Source organism: Alteromonas sp. HB246098, from assembly GCF_054890645.1.
This window is the reverse complement of record NZ_JBTZUG010000012.1, coordinates 41,555-57,782: the sequence shown is the minus strand read 5'-3', so window position 1 is coordinate 57,782 and position 16,228 is coordinate 41,555. Positions and strand designations below refer to the sequence as shown.

Here is a 16,228-nt window from a genome sequence, read left to right as displayed (position 1 = left end):
ACTCTGACCCCCAATTTTCAAATGAGCTCTGCCACACTCTTTAAATAGGCTTGTTGAAGTGGTGTGAAATCCCATTCATTTAAGGCTTCGTCGAATTCGAAGTCGCCCACACGGCCACGCCATCTTTCTGTAGGTGCTGTTGTCCAGTTTTTCATATACACTAGCTTTCCATGCAGGCAGTGTAATACTTCAAGTTTTGGCGGCTCTGCCGCACTGTAAGTTACACGCTCTGAGACAATAGCGCCTTCTTCACAGTTCTGATCAAAAAATACAAAGCCGCGATAATTTCCGCTTTCCGTAATGGAAATAAGCGAAGCATATTCTTTGCTGTCGGATACTTTCCTCATCGCAGGCAAATAGCCATCGACTCGCTTAATTTGAAGCCCTTGTGATTTGTTATGCCACTGCCAACCTGAACTTCCCATAAAAGTTAGCTCGTTGTTCTTGTGGTTAAAACGCCAAAGCGTTTCAAAAGTATTCCAAGATGCAAAGACAATGACGCACAACATTATAAAACCGGTGATGAATATGAGTGGCTTTGTCATGGCACAAGCCCCTAGTAGATTACGAATGTTTAGTTTTTTGCTACGAAAAAAGCACAATGCTAGACCTTCATTGCAAAAAAGTAATTCGCTTTACCTTATTTCTGTATAGCGTTTTTGACTTCCGTTAACCAATGCTTGAGCCGAAAAAGTCCATCGGACCTATAAGCTTAATCAACTATTCAAGATGCCAAACAATAGCGAATAGTAGCTTTCACTCCTTCCAGTTATATAAAACTCCCCGACGCTTACCCTCATCGAACGATGTTCCAGCAGCAAAAGCGGATATACAAAAAATTCACCTAACGATAAGTGTTTTAGCGTGATTTAAAAACACGATTATCATTATCTATTTTGTTTACTTTAATTGTTTGGTTGAATCAGCGATCATCTTTTTAAACGAAAAAGGTGATTAACAATCGTTGTTAGTTACGTACGTAGTGCCCAATTTTAGCGAGATGTTAAGTAAAGCTGAAAAGAGGGCGAGAAAAGAACTAGAAGGAATTCGCAATGAGTAAGTGTCCATTTTCAGGTACAGCTATAAACCCTACCACGCTAACGTCTAGCAATGGTGCGCCCGTTGCCAATGACAATCAAAGTCGAACTGCAGGCCCCCGCGGCCCTGTTACTTTCGATAACCACTATTTGTTCGAGAAGCTTGCGCACTTTAACCGCGAGCGAATTCCAGAACGTGTAGTTCACGCCAGAGGCAGCGCAGCATATGGTACTTTCACGCTAACTAAAAGTTTGTCTGATTATACTATTGCCGACTTTTTGCAAAAGGAAGGGCAGAAAACCGATGTGTTCTTGCGATTTTCTACTGTAGGTGGCGGTCAAGACTCAAGCGATTACGCTCGTGACCCTCGTGGTTTTTCGGTGAAGTTTTACACGGAACAGGGTAACTGGGATATGGTGGGAAATAACACACCTGTATTCTTCTTGCGGGACGGTATTAAGTTTCCTGACTTTATACACAGCCAGAAGAAGAACCCACGTACTAACCTGCCAGATCCGCAGGCGGTATATGAGTTTTGGGCTAACAACCCGCAGTCATTACACCAATCAACAATTTTGATGTCTGACCGCGGTATTCCACTTTCCTATCGCCACGTGAATGGCTATAGCTCACATACTTTAAGCTTTTGGAATAACGCAGGTGAGCGCTATTGGGTGAAGTGGCACTTTAAAACTAACCAAGGTATCAAAACGCTAACTAACGAAGAAGCAGCGAAAATGCCTGCCTTTGGTGCCCAACAAGACCTGGTTGAAAGTATTGATAAAGGTGATTTCCCGTCATGGACAGTGAACGTGCAGATCATGACCGAAGAGAAAGCTCGCAATTATCATATTAACCCGTTTGACTTGACCAAGGTATGGCCGCACAGCGACTTCCCATTAATTGAAGTAGGACAGTTGGAGTTAAACCGCAATGTTGATAACTACTTTGCAGAAACTGAGCAAGCAGCGTTCGCGCCGAGCAATTTGGTACCGGGTATTGGCGCATCGCCAGACAGAATGCTTCAAGCGCGACTAATTGGATATCAAGATGCGCACAGATACCGCATTGGTGCAAACTACAATCAAATACCGGTAAACGCACCACGTTGTCCGGTACACAATTATCAGCGAGATGGCGCTTTTGCAGGGATTAACCCAGCGCTTGCGGGAAGTGGAGCAAACTTCTATCCGAATAACCGAGCACGAATTGGTGAGCCTGCTGAAATGTCGGAGGTACAAGAGCCACCGATGCCATTAGAGCAAGATGCATGGTTAGACATTTATGATAACCGTGATGAAGACAACTACTCTCAGGCAGGCGATCTGTATCGCATTATGAGTGAAGATCAAAAGCAGCAGTTAGTAAACAATATCGCTGACGGTCTAAGCCAAGCGACACAAGATGTTCAAGAAGCCATGTTCGTACAATACGACCTAGCTGATAGTGACTACGGTGCTCGTGTAAGAGAGGCGGTAGCCAGCAGATAAGGTAAATGGGGTCATAGTACTTTAACAAAATGTACTATGACCCCTTTTTTTACTGGGTAGCGACTAGGGCATAAACGTGTAAGCGAATTGCTTGAAGCGCGCGTTCTTTCCAATTGTTCCAGGTAATGCGGTTGCTAATTTCATGCTGATTTAAGGTAATGTACCCGTGATTAAGCGCCCATACCTGCATAGCTACATCCTGCTTTTCTTCAACAGACAGATCTTTTTTAATTAACGCAGCGGTAAGCTTAGTTAGCGTAATAAACGCTTTTTCACCTGCCTCGATAGCTTCATCTGATGGCGTATAGTCTTTCAAATTAGAAGCAAAAATTAGTCGATAATGAGCCGCGTGAGTTTCTGAAAACGTTAAAATACGCTCGCAGCCATTAATCACTTTTTCCGCCGCAGTATTGCCATCCGCCGCCAACATTTCACGCTCTACCAATCCAAAACCTTCAATATAGAGCGCATCTAGGATGCCCTGCTTACCTTTAAAATGGCTATAAATGCCGATAGTAGACATACCAGCGCCTTCGGCTATAGCACGCACGCTCAGCGCATTTGTACCGCCTTTTAAAAACAGTGCTGAAGCAGCATCTAAGATCTTTTGTCGGGTATCTTTTTTCATTTACACATCATTTACATGTTGCGCAATATAACACCGTTATGTAAGGTGTGTTTATAACGCTGTTATATCTCTTGGTTTAACACTTAACCTGCCTGCCCGCAGGTTAACCATAAGGACACTATATATGAAAACTGAGCAATTAACCTGCGATTATTTGATTGTAGGCGCTGGCGCGGTAGGGATGGCATTCGCTGATGTACTGCTCCACGAAACAAACGCTAACATTCTGATTGTAGATAAAAATGCGAAGCCCGGCGGGCATTGGAACTACGCTTACCCCTTCGTCACCCTACACCAGCCTTCAGCGTTCTATGGTGTGTGCTCAAAAGAGCTTAATCGAGGCGTAATCGACAAGTGCGGAATGAATGAAGGCCTAATGGGGTTAGCTTCAGGGCAAGAAGTTAGCGCGTATCTCGATGCGGTAATGAACGAAACCTTTTTACCTTCAAGTCGTGTGCAGTATTACCCGCTTTGCGAGTACAAAGGAAATAAACAGTTTGTATCAACCTTAAATGGCAAGCACTACAACGTCACCGTAAACAAGAAAATTGTTGATGCCACTTATTTAAATACCAATATTCCACTTACCCATACTCCAAGCTTTACTCGCGACAACGATGTTGCATTTACGCCAGTTAATACCGTGGTTGAAAATATCGAAGGCTTTGATAACTACGTGGTGGTCGGTGGTGGTAAAACAGGTATTGATACCTGCCTATGGCTGCTTGAAAATCACGTCGCCCCGCATAATATCCACTGGGTAGTATCGCGAGATGCATGGTTACTGAACCGGAAAAATACCCAGCCCTTGGATGACTTCTTCTTTGATTCTATTGGGGCACAAGCAAACCAAATGGAAGCTATCGCAGCGTCAACTTCCATCGAGGATATGTTCGACAAATTGGAAGAGCGGGGCGTTTTACTGCGTATTGATAAGAAAGTAAGACCCAGTATGTTTCACGGCGCAACGGTGAGCGAATTAGAGCTTAAAGCCTTACAAACGCTGCCATCTGTCGTTAGACAAGGTCGTGTTAAACATATCAGCCGCGAAGAACTGTGTTTTGAAAGCACAACATGGAAGATGCCAGATAACGCGTTGGTTATTGACTGCTCAGCTTCTGCACTGACTAACTTAGAGATTAAAGCGGTGTTCGATGGCGACACCATCACCCCTCAAACAGTGCGTGCCTATCAACCTGTTTTTAGTGCTGCACTTATTGCCCACGTTGAGGCTGCTTACAGCGATGAACGACAAAAGCAAATGCTGACACAAGTGGTTCCGCTACCTAATCGCGACGTCGACTGGTTGCCAATGACCGCGACTATGTTACGGAATATGCAAATTTGGGGTGAAGATCCAGCGCTTAAAGCGTGGATCTATCACTGTCGATTAGATGGCTTTTCAAAAATAGTACACGGCGTGGCAAAAGACGATATGCAAAAAATGCAGGTGTTAGGGCGATTGAAAGAAGCAGCGGCTCCGGCCATGCAAAAGCTGATGACTTACATACAGGGCTTAAAAGCGAGCGGACAACTTTAAAAGGTTAAAAATAACGATGAAACAGTTTCAAATAGACAAAACTAACCCAAACTGCTTTCGAATAATGCAAGCAGAAGGTAGCCCCGATAACGCGCGAATAGCGAGTACTGAAAACCCAAAAAGCCTAGTATTCAAAATTGAAAGGTTCGCGTTTACTGCCAATAACCTCACCTACTATATGGTGGGTGACAAGCTTGGTTATTGGCAGTTTTTTCCACCGATTAACACCAGCAGTAATGAAAATTGGGGTGTTATTCCAGTATGGGGTGTGGGCCAGGTAATAAGCTCTAGTAATGATTCGGTAGAAGTTGGCAGTCGTTTTTTAGGCTATTTCCCGCCCGCTGAGTATCTGGTTATGGCCAACACAACGGTAGCAAACAACAATTTAATAGACTGTAGCCCTCATCGTTTGAAGTTGCCCCAAGGGTACAATGTCTATCGACCACTTCCTGCACTAGCGGCCGATGCTAACGCTGAAGTTAACGCTAAGCAGCACGAACAAGAAAACTTTCAGATGTTGTTGTGGCCGCTTTATGCAACGTCCTTTTGTTTGTCGGAAGTGGTCGAATCCATCCCCGCTTCAGCGCGAGAACAGTTGCTGGTGCTAAGTGCTTCAAGCAAAACCAGTTTAGGGCTTGCTTTTGCGTTAAAAGAAGCTGGTATTAGCGCGATAGGCGTCACGTCAGATAAGCGTGTCGCACCCCTCAAAGGGTTAGATGTTTACAGCGCTGTTATTAGCTTTGAACAGCTGGACATGTTGCAACTGAAAAGCACCGTTGTGGTCGACATGTCAGGTAATGCTCAGGTCAAAGCATCAATCAAACATAGACTTGGTGAACACCTAACAAGATACATCAGCGTAGGGCTTACTCACTGGCAGGACATTAAGCCGTCAAGCGATGAGGAGTTCTTCTTTGCTCCTGCTCATATACAGCAGCGTATGTCTGAGATTGGGGCTGCTGAGTATCAGAAGTTAAGTAGCGGGTTTGTATCAAAAGCCATTGCGTGGAGCGCCGGTTGGTTAAACGTCAAAGAGCGTGAAGGGTTAAGCGCGCTAAAAGATGACTTTAGCGAACATCAACAAGGTCACATTCCTTCAAATGAAGGAAGAATATACACACTTGCTTAGCGCGTAATCAGAGCACCCGTATCGAGTTCGAGCGCTTTAATATAAGCGCTCGTTCGAAGGTAATATCACACGTATTGATTAAAGTAATCGGTGACTTTAGGCCATAGATGCTGACACTTCCGTGAGAAAAACTTCATGTGACCGATTTCTTTGACGTTATGAGCCTGGGGGTCGAGTTCTTCCACTTGCGCTTCCATGTTGGGGAAAACGCTGATCATGTCGTGAACGTTGTGAATATTAGCAATGTCGTCGTCGTTGGCGAGTAACCACTTAGAAGGAATTTGAATGGTATCGTAGTGATGCTGATTAATATCACTGCCAAAGCCTGTTTTTACGTAGCCTTTACCGTTACACCATTTCTGCCATTGGCGCGCCACTTTTTTAGGTAGTGGCTCGCCCATGCCTACCCACTGAGACTTAGTATGGCCAAACAATAAATTACTCACGGGAATATAGAAATTCATAAAGAAATGCGCTTTAAGCAGATAGCTTTTACGCATGTTTCTGAGGCTACCTGATGAACTACCAAAATTACAAAAAGCAGTGAGGTCGTGTACGTTATACATCAACCCTAATAGCTGACCTCCCGCACTATGACCAACAAGAAAATAGGGCACATTAGGGAAGTGAATCTTTAGTGTCTCGAGCACCGCTGGCATATCTTGCTCGCCCCAGGTTACGAGTGAAGCGTCACTTTGTTTAACGCTGCCGTAGACCGAACCGCCAATGCCACGGTTATCGAACGTGATAACGCCAAACCCTTGCTCACTCAAGTAAGTGGCAAATGCGCTGTAGAATTGGCGTTTAATACCTGTCGCTGGACCAATCATGACTGCTGCCTTCACGGGCTGCTTAGGAGTAAAAAGCGTTGCGCTTAAACGCATGCTGTCCTTACACGTTACAGTAATGTTGTTAGGTTTCGAGGTGCTCACTAGGCGTACCTTTCTCTCTAATTGTTATCTGGTCATACCAGTAAAGCGTTCTTCATTAGAGTTTGCAATAAAAAGATTTATTTCAATTCGTGATAAACAAATATTTTGTTTAACTAAACCTTTGGTAACCTAATTAAGCCTGCGCCTTTATTTCACTCATCCAATGCTCAATGGGGGCGGGTTTACCGAAGAGATAACCTTGAAAATGTTTAAACCCCATTTCTTTTAGAACCGACAATTGAGCTCGTGTTTCTACTCCCTCTGCTATTGTCTGCATCTCTAAACTTTTAGCTAGATCTAAAGTCATCTTTACAATCTTCCGGTGTCGTTCAGAAGTTTCAACACGGTCCACGAACTCCCTATCAACCTTTATGACACTTGCTGACATGTCTATAAGCTGAGAGAGAGAAGCGTGACCTGTTCCAAAGTCATCAATAATGATAGTTGCACCTACATTAGCTAAAGAGGTTAGACGGCGTTTTGTTTCACTATGGCTCGCTAGTACAGAGGTTTCAGTAAGCTCTAATTTTAATTTTTTGCATAGCTCTGGACTTTCTGAGAAGCGGCGTAAAAGCTTTTCGTAGAAAATATCATTTAAGAGTTCTGGGCCAGATAGGTTGATAGCGACAGGTACTCGCGGCAGGTTAGCAGGCCAACTATCAAGAAGTTTCAGAGTAGCGTCCAGAATTTTTTGAGTAAATAACACCTCCCAGCCGTTTGCTTCTATTAAAGGAAGAAAATGATGGGGTTGCAATATTGACCCAGTCGTTAGCTCTTTCAAACGAGCTAGGGCTTCAAAGCCAACAATAGTTTCATCGATGGATACCTGTGGCTGAAGATATATAGCAAGGCAGCCATTATCAATAAGCGCTTTTACCTTATCTTTTTGTTGAGTGTTTTCCCTAATAGACTTTACTGTATTAATACTAAATGACATGTAGGGCGACGATTCACTGCTTTGACTTAATGCGATAGCACAACACTCAGCTGCAGCATCAGCGCTTATCTCTCGACTTACATGATAATGTCCTACACGCCATTTTAGCGTGTGCTCCACATCGACATTATTAGAGGTAACGGTGATAGTTTTTGGTAGCTTGCGAGTTAAAAAGTGCTCGATAGAATTAGAAAATAGTTGCTTGGTGCTTAAAGTAAATAAAAATTTAGCACCAGGGAATTGATAGAACCTTGCGCCGCTAGAGAATTCGTTTTGTAGCTGCGATATAACTTTTATTAAAAGTTTATCGCCTTGGCTGTAGCCATACTGAAGGTTTATTTCTCGTAGATTGGCCAGCTTCAATAGCACAATATGTTGGTTCAAAATGCTGTCGCTAGTTTCTACCTGTTTCCAAAAGTGATGGTTCTTTAAACCCGTCAGCTCATTAAAGTAATGTTTTTCATACTGTTGCTTTTTGTACGCATCGAATTCCATCAAATTTTTTTTATTTACAGACAAATCATGACAGTGAACGAGCTGTTTTTTATGGTGCATTAAGCTAGCTGGCTGAATTTCAAATTCCTGCTCAGGGTGATTGTAAATTGAAGCGGTTTGATTAACCCCCCGTGTTATCGGCAAAGATAAAGAAAATAGGTCCTGAATATACTCGCTGTTAGGACGAAACTTTTTAACTAATGATCTGGCGGCCTTATTTGCTTGCAGTATTCGTCCTTGCTCATCACAAAAAAACGAAGGGGTTCCCCCGTTGTTAAATATCTCTTGGTATCCTTTTACTATTTTATTGAGTTTTTTGCTCTGTAACTGATTATATTCAGACTGTTTTTCCAACGAAGACATGACACGTAATACGGCCATAGGAATACAGAAGTTAAAGAATAAGAATAGTAACGAAGCCAGATAGGTGTGCGTATCGGGCAATGTGATATCTATACCAAATAAAGGCGAAACTTTAGTTTTGGTAACTAACAAATAATAGGGAACAAGGTTAAAAAGCATGGTCGCAATAGACGCTTTTATACCGTAGAGAATACGAACGATGATGGGAAGGGTAAAAAGAAAGAGCAAGCCATACTGAGCTGAAATTAAATCAGTAGTAAAAAACAAAATACACATGGATGCTGCAAGTACAACTAGAACTAAAAAGGCAGACGCTATTTTGATGTGTTTCAAACCTATTGAGAGGGTTGCTAGCAGAAAGGCAGTAAACCCTATTGTTAAGTACAGAACATAATATAGTTCTTGAACGTAAGCAGTGTAGGATGAGTGGACAACAATAGCCGATGTGAGAATGACCCCTATCAGTAAAATTGACCTTAGTACGCTAAGCCGCCATATATTTGCGTCAGTTGTTTTTAAGTTGTCGTCGTTTAGAAGAAGGTAGTTTTTTATTAATTTTAATGCGCGAGAAATCACTATTTAACCGCTGGGATTAGTATTAGTTCAATACAAAAAATTGAAACTAATTCACGTAACTAGATAAGTTAATATAACCGCTAAATAGTGCTAGTGATAGGCATTAGGAAGGATTAAGGACAATTTTCACAAGATGTTACAAAAACATACGAAACACTATGTTTTTACCACACAAGTGTTTCGTATGACCTAACTTTGCAGATTAGACTATCAAGGTAAATACCTTAGAATTGCGCTGGAAGTTATATAGCTCTTTCTTTACGGCAGGTAACGCACTTATGTCTGCAGGTTCAAATCCTTGCTCCAAAAACCAGTGTGCGGTAACTGTGGTCAGTACAAAAATACTGTTAATACCGGCTTCTTTAGCACGCACTCGCACTTCATCTAAAATCCGTTCGCCACGGTTTTTGCCGCGATAGTCTTGGTGGGTCGCCACACAGGCTAATTCGGCGCAGCCATCTTCTGGGTACAAGTATAAAGCAGCGCAGGCGATGATCATGCCGTCGCGCACTATCACTATGAACTGGTTAATCTCGTTCTCTAAACGCTCACGAGAACGCTTCACTAACACGCCGCTTTCTTCTAGCGGTTTTATTAGCTTTAAGATCCCGCCCACATCTTCGATGGTCGCTGCACGTAATTGCTCATAATGGTGTTCCATTACAAGCGAGCCCGTACCGTCGCGGGTGAACAATTCTTGAAGCAGGGCACCGTCTTTTTCAAAACTGATACAGTGCGCACGGGGAACGCCGGCAGCAACGCTGGTGGTAAGTGCGCTTAGTACCGTATCTTCGGTGGTGATGTCACCTGCTAGAGTTAGCTGTTCTAGCTGAGGACGTTCAATGGTGCGAAGTAATCTTCCGTCACGGTTGTATACGCCATCAAAGTTTGAAAACACAATCAGCTTGTCAGCCTTAAGGGCGATAGCTGCCTGTGTAGCTACGTCTTCATGGGATAAGTTAAACACTTCACCTGTTGATGAATAGCCCATAGGCGATAGCAGCACAATCGAACCGTCGTTAAGATGGTCGTTAATGCCAGTAGTATCAATACGACGAACTAAACCCGTGTTTTCAAAGTCTACACCGCCACGTACGCCCATAGGTTTGGCCACCACCAAGTTGCCCGAGCACACCCGTATTTGTGCACCGTGCATGGGGGAGTTTGGAAGCCCCATAGTAAGTAAGGCTTCTACCTGTGAACGAACCGAGCCTGCTGCGTCTTTTACACATTCAAGGGTCTGCTTGTCGGTAATGCGCACGCCGTTTTCGAAGCGGCCTTCTATATTGCGTAACGCAACTCGCTGGTCTATTTGTGGTCTGGCACCGTGCACCACTACCACACGTACGCCAAGGCTGTTCAATAAAGCGATATCTTGAATAATGTTGGGAAAATTAGGATGTTCAATGGCTTCGCCACCGAACATCAGTACAAAGGTCTTTCCCTGATGAGCATTAATATATGGCAGTGAACTGCGAAACAGTTTTATGCCATCTTGCTGCGCTAGTACCATCTAAGTAGTTCCTTACCGCTACCCTTGCTTATCCAAATCTTCCAACTCTTGATACAGTGCTTTGGTGACTGTTTCTTTGCTGGTTCCGCCAAGGATATTGCGCTGGTTTACACCGTATTCCAATTGAAGTACTGGATAAACATCGTCTTCGATTTTATCGCAAATCGCCTGCATGTCGCTTAGCGGTAAATCTTCAATAGCGCAGCCTTTGTCGATAGCCTGAAGCACGACACGGCCCGCGATATCGTGGCCTGTTCTAAACGGCACGCCTTTACCTACCAAGTAATCGGCAAGCTCGGTTGCGTTAGAAAAGCCTTGAGTTGCCGCAACGCGGCAGCGTTCTTCATTAAGCTGCAGTGAGTCGAGCACTTCGCTGGCAATGCATAAACAAATATGCCACTGATTTACCGTATCGATAGCGCCTTCTTTGTCTTCTTGCATATCTTTGTTATACGCAAGTGGAAGGCCCTTCATAGTAACTAACAGCGCCTGCAAAGAACCAAATACACGGCCACATTTACCGCGCATAAGCTCTAGCGCGTCTGGATTTTTCTTCTGCGGCATAAGCGATGAACCTGAGGTTACGCTATCGCCTAACTGTAAGAACCCAGCTTCGCCAGAGTTATAGAAAATCATATCTTCAGCAAGACGTGACAAGTGCATCATGCTAGTGCTGGCTACAAATAAAAGCTCTAACACAAAGTCTCTGTCAGACACTGCGTCTAGGCTGTTTAGGCATGGAGAGTCAAAGCCCAGTTCTTCAGCAATGGCATGACGGTCTACAGGAAACGTGGTACCTGCCAATGCTCCAGAGCCTAAAGGGCACTGATTCATGCGCGCTTTAAGGTCGTCTAAGCGGCTCAAGTCACGCTTTAGCATTTCAACGTAAGCTAAGCACCAGTGTGCAAAGTGAATAGGCTGTGCACGCTGTAAGTGAGTGTAACCTGGGATGATCGCTTCTTGATGACGGCTTGCGGCATTTAGAAGTGATTTAATAACACCTAAAACATCAGCGCGAAGTGAGGCAATATGTTCTCGTACCCACAGGCGAAAGTCAGTAGCCACCTGGTCGTTACGGCTACGACCTGTGTGTAGTTTACGACCAATATCGCCAAGCTTTTCAATAAGCGCAGCTTCTACAAAGCTGTGAATATCTTCTTCACTCGATGCGTTAAAATCTAATTTTCCAGCATCGGCTTTCGCTTTCAACTCGCTAAGTGCTGCTTCAAGCTGGGCTTGTTCGTCAGCAGTTAGTACGCCTGCTTTTTGCAGCGCACGAGACCAGCTGATAGAGCCTTGAATATCTTGGCTTGCCATAACTTGGTCAAACGGCAGCGAGTCGTTAACCTGTTTAAACATACTACTTGCACCGGATTCAAACCGGCCACCCCACAACGCCATGCGATGCTCCTTAAATACTGTTTGTTGCCTTTGCTACCCGCGCGTAGCTGTTAAAAGCTACGCGCGGTATACAATTAACCTTGATTTTTTAGTGCTTCAATACGACTTGAAAGACTGAATAGGCGGATAAAGCCCTCAGCGTGCTTCTGGTCGTAAACATCGTCTGCACCAAAGGTTGCAAAGTCTTCAGAGTAAAGGCTGTTGGGCGATTTACGCTGGGTAACAGTAGCTTGGCCTTTATATAGCTTAACCACGATATCGCCTGTTACTTTCTTCGCAAAAGAGGCTGCACCAGCTAATAGCGCATCGTTAAGGGCGGTGAACCAACGGCCGTCGTACATCACGTGTGAGAACTCAAGACCAATCTGCTCACGGTATTTAAGTGCGGCTTTATCTAACACCATGGTTTCAAGCGCTTTGTACGCTTTAAGCAATACAGTGCCGCCAGGAGTTTCATAGCACCCGCGAGACTTCATGCCTACAAGGCGGTTTTCAACAATGTCGATACGTCCAACACCGTGGGCTGCTGCTACTGTGTTTAGCTTAACAAGTGCCTGATAAGGCGATAATGCTTCACCATCAACGTGCGTCAGCTTACCTTCGTCAAAAGTCAGGGTAACGCGCTCAGGGGCATCAGGGGCATCTTCTGGGTCAACGGTCATGGTCCACACTTGCTTGGTAGGCTCTTGCCATGGATCTTCAAGCTCGCCACCTTCGTGTGAAATGTGCCATGCGTTTGCATCGCGGCTGTAAATTTTTGTCGCTGACGCTGTTGTCGCAATATTGCGTTCAGCTAGATAAGCCAATAAGTCTTCGCGGCTTACCATATCCCACTCACGCCACGGCGCGATAACGGTAAGGTCTGGAGCAAGGGCGGCAAAGGTGCTTTCAAAACGCACCTGGTCGTTACCTTTACCGGTACAACCGTGACATAGGGCGTCGGCACCTACTTTACGCGCAATCTCGACTTGCGCTTTTGCGATTACCGGGCGCGCCATTGACGTACCCAATAAATATTCACCTTCGTATACCGCACCTGTCGTGATAGTTGGGAAGATATATTCGCTTACGAACTCTTCTTTTAAATCAACAATGTGGCATTCGCTCGCGCCAGACGCGATAGCTTTTTCATGAAGACCTTCTAGTTCTTCATCACCTTGACCCACATCTGCTGCAAACGCGACAACTTCACAGCCATAGTTTTCTTTAAGCCATGGAATGATGGCTGATGTATCAAGCCCGCCTGAATAGGCCAGCACGATTTTTTTAACGTTTTGCATCTAAATAATCCTTCTAAGCGTCTTTTTAGGCGTCTTTTTAAGCGTTAAGTAATTGAGTAAGAATGGCGTTTTGGCCATGCATTCTATTTTCGGCTTGCTGCATTAATAGCGATTTATCGCTATCAATCAACGAGCCCGTAATTTCTAAATCGCGATGGGCAGGCTGACAGTGCATTACGTAGCTAGCACCGGTTGCTTCCATCAACGCTTCGTTCACCTGATAAGGCATGAACTTTTCTTTGATCACTTCAAGTGGCGTATCGTCACCCATTGAAAGCCATGTATCTGCATAGATAACGTCTGCGCCGTTAGCGGCACTAAGGTCCGTGCTTTCAACAATTGATACACCTGTCTTTTTTGCAATCGCTTTGGCTTGCGCCACAATTTCAGGGGCCGCTTCGTGACCTTTTGGTGTTACTACCACTTGGTTGCAACCTAAAAGCGCACCAACAATTAATAGTGAATGGGTCACATTATTGCCGTCGCCTACGTATGCCATGGTAAGACCTTCGGTCTTGCCAAAGCGTTCAAACATAGTGAGGTAATCGGCAAGGCCCTGACATGGGTGGTATTTATCGCACAGTGCGTTAACTACCGGTACTTTGGACGCTTTAGAAAAGGTCTCTAGAGTTTCGTGAGAAAACACGCGAGCAACAATAGCGTCAGCCCAGCAGGCTAAGTTAGCTGCGGTATCTACTGCATCTTCTCGACCTGCTAATTTGCCCGACTGTGCATCTAAGTACACCATATGACCGCCAAGCTTATTAATACCAATATCAAAGCTTACACGGGTTCGCAAAGACGGTTTTTCAAACAGGGCAACAATTGATTTTCCTGCTAGCACATTGCTGTAACTTGCCGGTGCTTGTTTAATTTCTACAGCCAATTGCAGCAAGTTTTTCATTGCGTCTGGTGTCCAGTCTGCAAAAGTAAGTAGGTCCTGTTTCATTGTACTTCTCCGGCATTGCCTTTTGTTACGTCGGTGTGGTGTAAGTCAGGGTTTGTCGACTCTGAGTTTGCCAGCGCTGCGGGCAGAATTTGTGTGCCCGTTTTCTTATTTAAAATATCGTTGATATCAGCTGCCCAGCTTGCGATGTAAACCGCGCGGTCTAGGCTTTCTGCAGACGCAAGTGCCGCATCTACTTTTACTTTCATTCCGTCTGTGATTACGCCTTTATCTGCGTACTTTGAAATACTTGCAGCGTTAAGTTCGCTAATTAGCGATTTGTCGCCATCTAGTACACCTTCAACATTAGAAAGTAATAAAAGTTCCGCGTTAAGAAGTTCAGCAATAACCGTGGCTGCTTGATCAGCATTTACATTCAGTAATCTACCTTGTGGGCTTGATCCAATAGAGCTAATTACCGGAAGTGTAGACTGTGCTAGTACGCTTTTTAGGAAAGAAGCATCAGCTGTTGAAGGTACACCTACTGCACCATATTGATCAGCCAGTGGTTCGCATACCACCATATTTCCATCTAGCAGAGATAAACCAACTGGCGTAATACCCGTGGCAAGTGCTGCTGCACAAAGCTGTTTGTTCGCAGAGCCCGCAAGTGCACCACAGATATAAGGCATGTGCTCATCGGGCGTAACGCGAAGGCCATCAATTTTCGTACTTTGAAGACCTAGACTTGCCATTAGGGTCTCAACCAACGGGCCGCCACCATGAACTACCACAACTGGGCGTATGGCTTGAACTTCTTTTACGCTTAAAAATAAGCGTGTCATTGCTGCTGCATCGTCAAGCAATGCACCACCAACTTTAATTACGATAGGTGAAACACTCATAGTACTAACCCTGTTTCTACTGGTTGTTTCGTCATTATATTAAGGCACTGAATAGCCTGAGAGGCTGCGCCTTTCATTACGTTGTCTATTGCAGCGGTAACCACCGCATACCCAGATGCTTCATCTAGCTTCCAGTGAAGATCAACAAATGGGGTATGAGCAACGTCGTCAATTTTTGGGAAACTGGTACGCAAACGCACAATAGGCTTATCAGCATAGGCGTCAGTGTACGCTTGTTCAAGCTGCTCGCTGGTGGTACCAGCTTTTACCTTCACGGTGACCGTTGCCAAGATACCTCTTTTGAAGTTGCCAAGGTGCGGGGTGAAGATAACGGGCGTGCCTAAATACGCTTCAATTTCAGGCGTATGGCGATGACCTAGTACGCCATATGCTTGAAGACTGACCTCAAAAAAGCTGGTGGTTAAACTGGCTTTTCTACCTGCACCTGATACGCCGGAAACGGCGTTAATTACAGGGCGTACATTTGCATCAAGCATGTTATTTTCAGCAAGTGGTTTAAGTGCACTAAGACTGGCCGTGGGGTAGCAACCCGGAACAGCAATAACATCTGCGCTGGCAATCTTTGCTTCGTGCCATTCGGCAAGACCGTAAACGGCTTGAGTTAGGCTTTCCTTTTGCGTATGAGGGAAGCCATAAAACTGTTCGAAAACTTGGGTGTCTTTCAACCTAAAGGCACCTGATAAATCAAGTACCTTTGCTTTACCTGAAGATAAGACAGGCATCCAGTCGTGGCTTGCTTCATGTGGCGTTGCTAAAAAAATAAAATCAACACCGTTAGCCATCTCTTTCAGGGCATCATCTGAGATAGGCGTGAGCGTAGCGTTGACATGGGCCAAGTTGCCGTGAAGCTGTGCGATATTTTTATTCGCATCGCTACTTTTCTCAGATACATAAGTACCCACTAACTCAAGTTTTGGATGTTGATTAACCAACTGAACAAGTTGTGCACCTGTGTAACCACTGGCACCAATAATTGAAACGCTATACATAATTTAAAAATTCAATAAAAGGAGAAAAAAATCACTTTTTACCTTTGTAAACTGGTTGGGCGAATATCCTTGCCTAACCGCGACCACATTACAAAGGTAAAAAGT

Annotated in this window: 13 protein-coding genes; 3 read left to right on the top strand and 10 right to left on the bottom strand. The window is 44.5% G+C overall.

Features of this window, described 5'->3' with window-relative positions:
- Nucleotides 1-17 precede the first annotated feature (17 nt).
- A complete protein-coding gene (locus ACYTPF_RS18810) occupies nt 18-545 on the bottom strand; it encodes a hypothetical protein (RefSeq protein ID WP_461853275.1) in 528 nt (175 codons plus the stop codon).
- Nucleotides 546-1,052: 507 nt separating this feature from the next.
- Here ACYTPF_RS18810 and ACYTPF_RS18805 point away from each other — a divergent pair.
- Complete coding sequence (locus ACYTPF_RS18805; RefSeq protein WP_461853274.1) at nt 1,053-2,528, top strand: catalase; 1,476 nt, start codon at nt 1,053-1,055, stop codon at nt 2,526-2,528.
- A gap of 49 nt (nt 2,529-2,577) precedes the next feature.
- Here the strand turns inward: ACYTPF_RS18805 and ACYTPF_RS18800 are convergent, their stop codons facing one another.
- Nucleotides 2,578-3,156: a TetR/AcrR family transcriptional regulator gene (locus ACYTPF_RS18800; protein WP_141151490.1), complete on the bottom strand. Its 579-nt coding sequence runs from the start codon at nt 3,154-3,156 to the stop codon at nt 2,578-2,580.
- Between the two features lie 124 nt (nt 3,157-3,280).
- On the opposite strand from ACYTPF_RS18800, the gene ACYTPF_RS18795 reads away from it, so the two are divergent.
- Nucleotides 3,281-4,696 carry an NAD(P)-binding protein gene (locus ACYTPF_RS18795; RefSeq protein WP_461853273.1) on the top strand — a complete coding sequence of 472 codons (1,416 nt, stop codon included), beginning with the start codon at nt 3,281-3,283 and terminating at the stop codon, nt 4,694-4,696.
- A 16-nt stretch (nt 4,697-4,712) separates the two neighbouring features.
- Nucleotides 4,713-5,825 (top strand): DUF2855 family protein, encoded by a 1,113-nt coding sequence (locus ACYTPF_RS18790; RefSeq protein ID WP_461853272.1) that lies wholly within the window; start codon nt 4,713-4,715, stop codon nt 5,823-5,825.
- Nucleotides 5,826-5,890: 65 nt separating this feature from the next.
- Here the strand turns inward: ACYTPF_RS18790 and ACYTPF_RS18785 are convergent, their stop codons facing one another.
- The 8 genes from ACYTPF_RS18785 to argC all read right to left on the bottom strand — a co-directional run bounded on the left by ACYTPF_RS18785 (nt 5,891) and on the right by argC (nt 16,123).
- Nucleotides 5,891-6,757, bottom strand: coding sequence for an alpha/beta hydrolase family protein (locus ACYTPF_RS18785; protein ID WP_420809579.1), 867 nt, complete (start codon nt 6,755-6,757; stop codon nt 5,891-5,893).
- Nucleotides 6,758-6,890: 133 nt separating this feature from the next.
- On the bottom strand, nt 6,891-9,128 hold the full coding sequence (locus ACYTPF_RS18780; protein WP_461853271.1) for an EAL domain-containing protein: 2,238 nt from the start codon (nt 9,126-9,128) through the stop codon (nt 6,891-6,893).
- Nucleotides 9,129-9,330: 202 nt separating this feature from the next.
- Complete coding sequence (gene argA / locus ACYTPF_RS18775; RefSeq protein ID WP_461853270.1) at nt 9,331-10,641, bottom strand: amino-acid N-acetyltransferase; 1,311 nt, start codon at nt 10,639-10,641, stop codon at nt 9,331-9,333.
- Between the two features lie 18 nt (nt 10,642-10,659).
- Nucleotides 10,660-12,042, bottom strand: a complete 1,383-nt coding sequence (gene argH / locus ACYTPF_RS18770) for an argininosuccinate lyase (RefSeq protein WP_461853269.1) — start codon at nt 12,040-12,042, stop codon at nt 10,660-10,662.
- Between the two features lie 74 nt (nt 12,043-12,116).
- Complete coding sequence (locus tag ACYTPF_RS18765; protein WP_461853268.1) at nt 12,117-13,322, bottom strand: argininosuccinate synthase; 1,206 nt, start codon at nt 13,320-13,322, stop codon at nt 12,117-12,119.
- 37 nt (nt 13,323-13,359) lie between these two features.
- Nucleotides 13,360-14,271, bottom strand: coding sequence for an ornithine carbamoyltransferase (locus ACYTPF_RS18760; protein WP_461853267.1), 912 nt, complete (start codon nt 14,269-14,271; stop codon nt 13,360-13,362).
- Complete coding sequence (argB, locus tag ACYTPF_RS18755) at nt 14,268-15,113, bottom strand: acetylglutamate kinase (protein WP_461853266.1); 846 nt, start codon at nt 15,111-15,113, stop codon at nt 14,268-14,270. The genes ACYTPF_RS18760 and argB overlap by 4 nt, the downstream gene beginning before the upstream one ends.
- A complete protein-coding gene (gene argC / locus ACYTPF_RS18750; RefSeq protein WP_461853265.1) occupies nt 15,110-16,123 on the bottom strand; it encodes an N-acetyl-gamma-glutamyl-phosphate reductase in 1,014 nt (337 codons plus the stop codon). Before argC ends, argB begins: the two co-directional genes overlap by 4 nt.
- Between the last annotated feature and the right edge of the window lie 105 nt (nt 16,124-16,228).

Excerpts from the sequence above, each read along its gene's own strand:
- ACYTPF_RS18810 (WP_461853275.1), bottom strand. The coding sequence starts at position 545 with ATGACAAAGCCACTCATATTCATCACCGGTTTTATAATGTTGTGCGTC.
- ACYTPF_RS18805 (WP_461853274.1), top strand. The coding sequence starts at position 1,053 with ATGAGTAAGTGTCCATTTTCAGGTACAGCTATAAACCCTACCACGCTA.
- ACYTPF_RS18800 (WP_141151490.1), bottom strand. The coding sequence starts at position 3,156 with ATGAAAAAAGATACCCGACAAAAGATCTTAGATGCTGCTTCAGCACTG.
- ACYTPF_RS18795 (WP_461853273.1), top strand. The coding sequence starts at position 3,281 with ATGAAAACTGAGCAATTAACCTGCGATTATTTGATTGTAGGCGCTGGC.
- ACYTPF_RS18790 (WP_461853272.1), top strand. The coding sequence starts at position 4,713 with ATGAAACAGTTTCAAATAGACAAAACTAACCCAAACTGCTTTCGAATA.
- argA (WP_461853270.1), bottom strand. The coding sequence starts at position 10,641 with ATGGTACTAGCGCAGCAAGATGGCATAAAACTGTTTCGCAGTTCACTG.
- argH (WP_461853269.1), bottom strand. The coding sequence starts at position 12,042 with ATGGCGTTGTGGGGTGGCCGGTTTGAATCCGGTGCAAGTAGTATGTTT.
- ACYTPF_RS18765 (WP_461853268.1), bottom strand. The coding sequence starts at position 13,322 with ATGCAAAACGTTAAAAAAATCGTGCTGGCCTATTCAGGCGGGCTTGAT.
- ACYTPF_RS18760 (WP_461853267.1), bottom strand. The coding sequence starts at position 14,271 with ATGAAACAGGACCTACTTACTTTTGCAGACTGGACACCAGACGCAATG.
- argB (WP_461853266.1), bottom strand. The coding sequence starts at position 15,113 with ATGAGTGTTTCACCTATCGTAATTAAAGTTGGTGGTGCATTGCTTGAC.
- argC (WP_461853265.1), bottom strand. The coding sequence starts at position 16,123 with ATGTATAGCGTTTCAATTATTGGTGCCAGTGGTTACACAGGTGCACAA.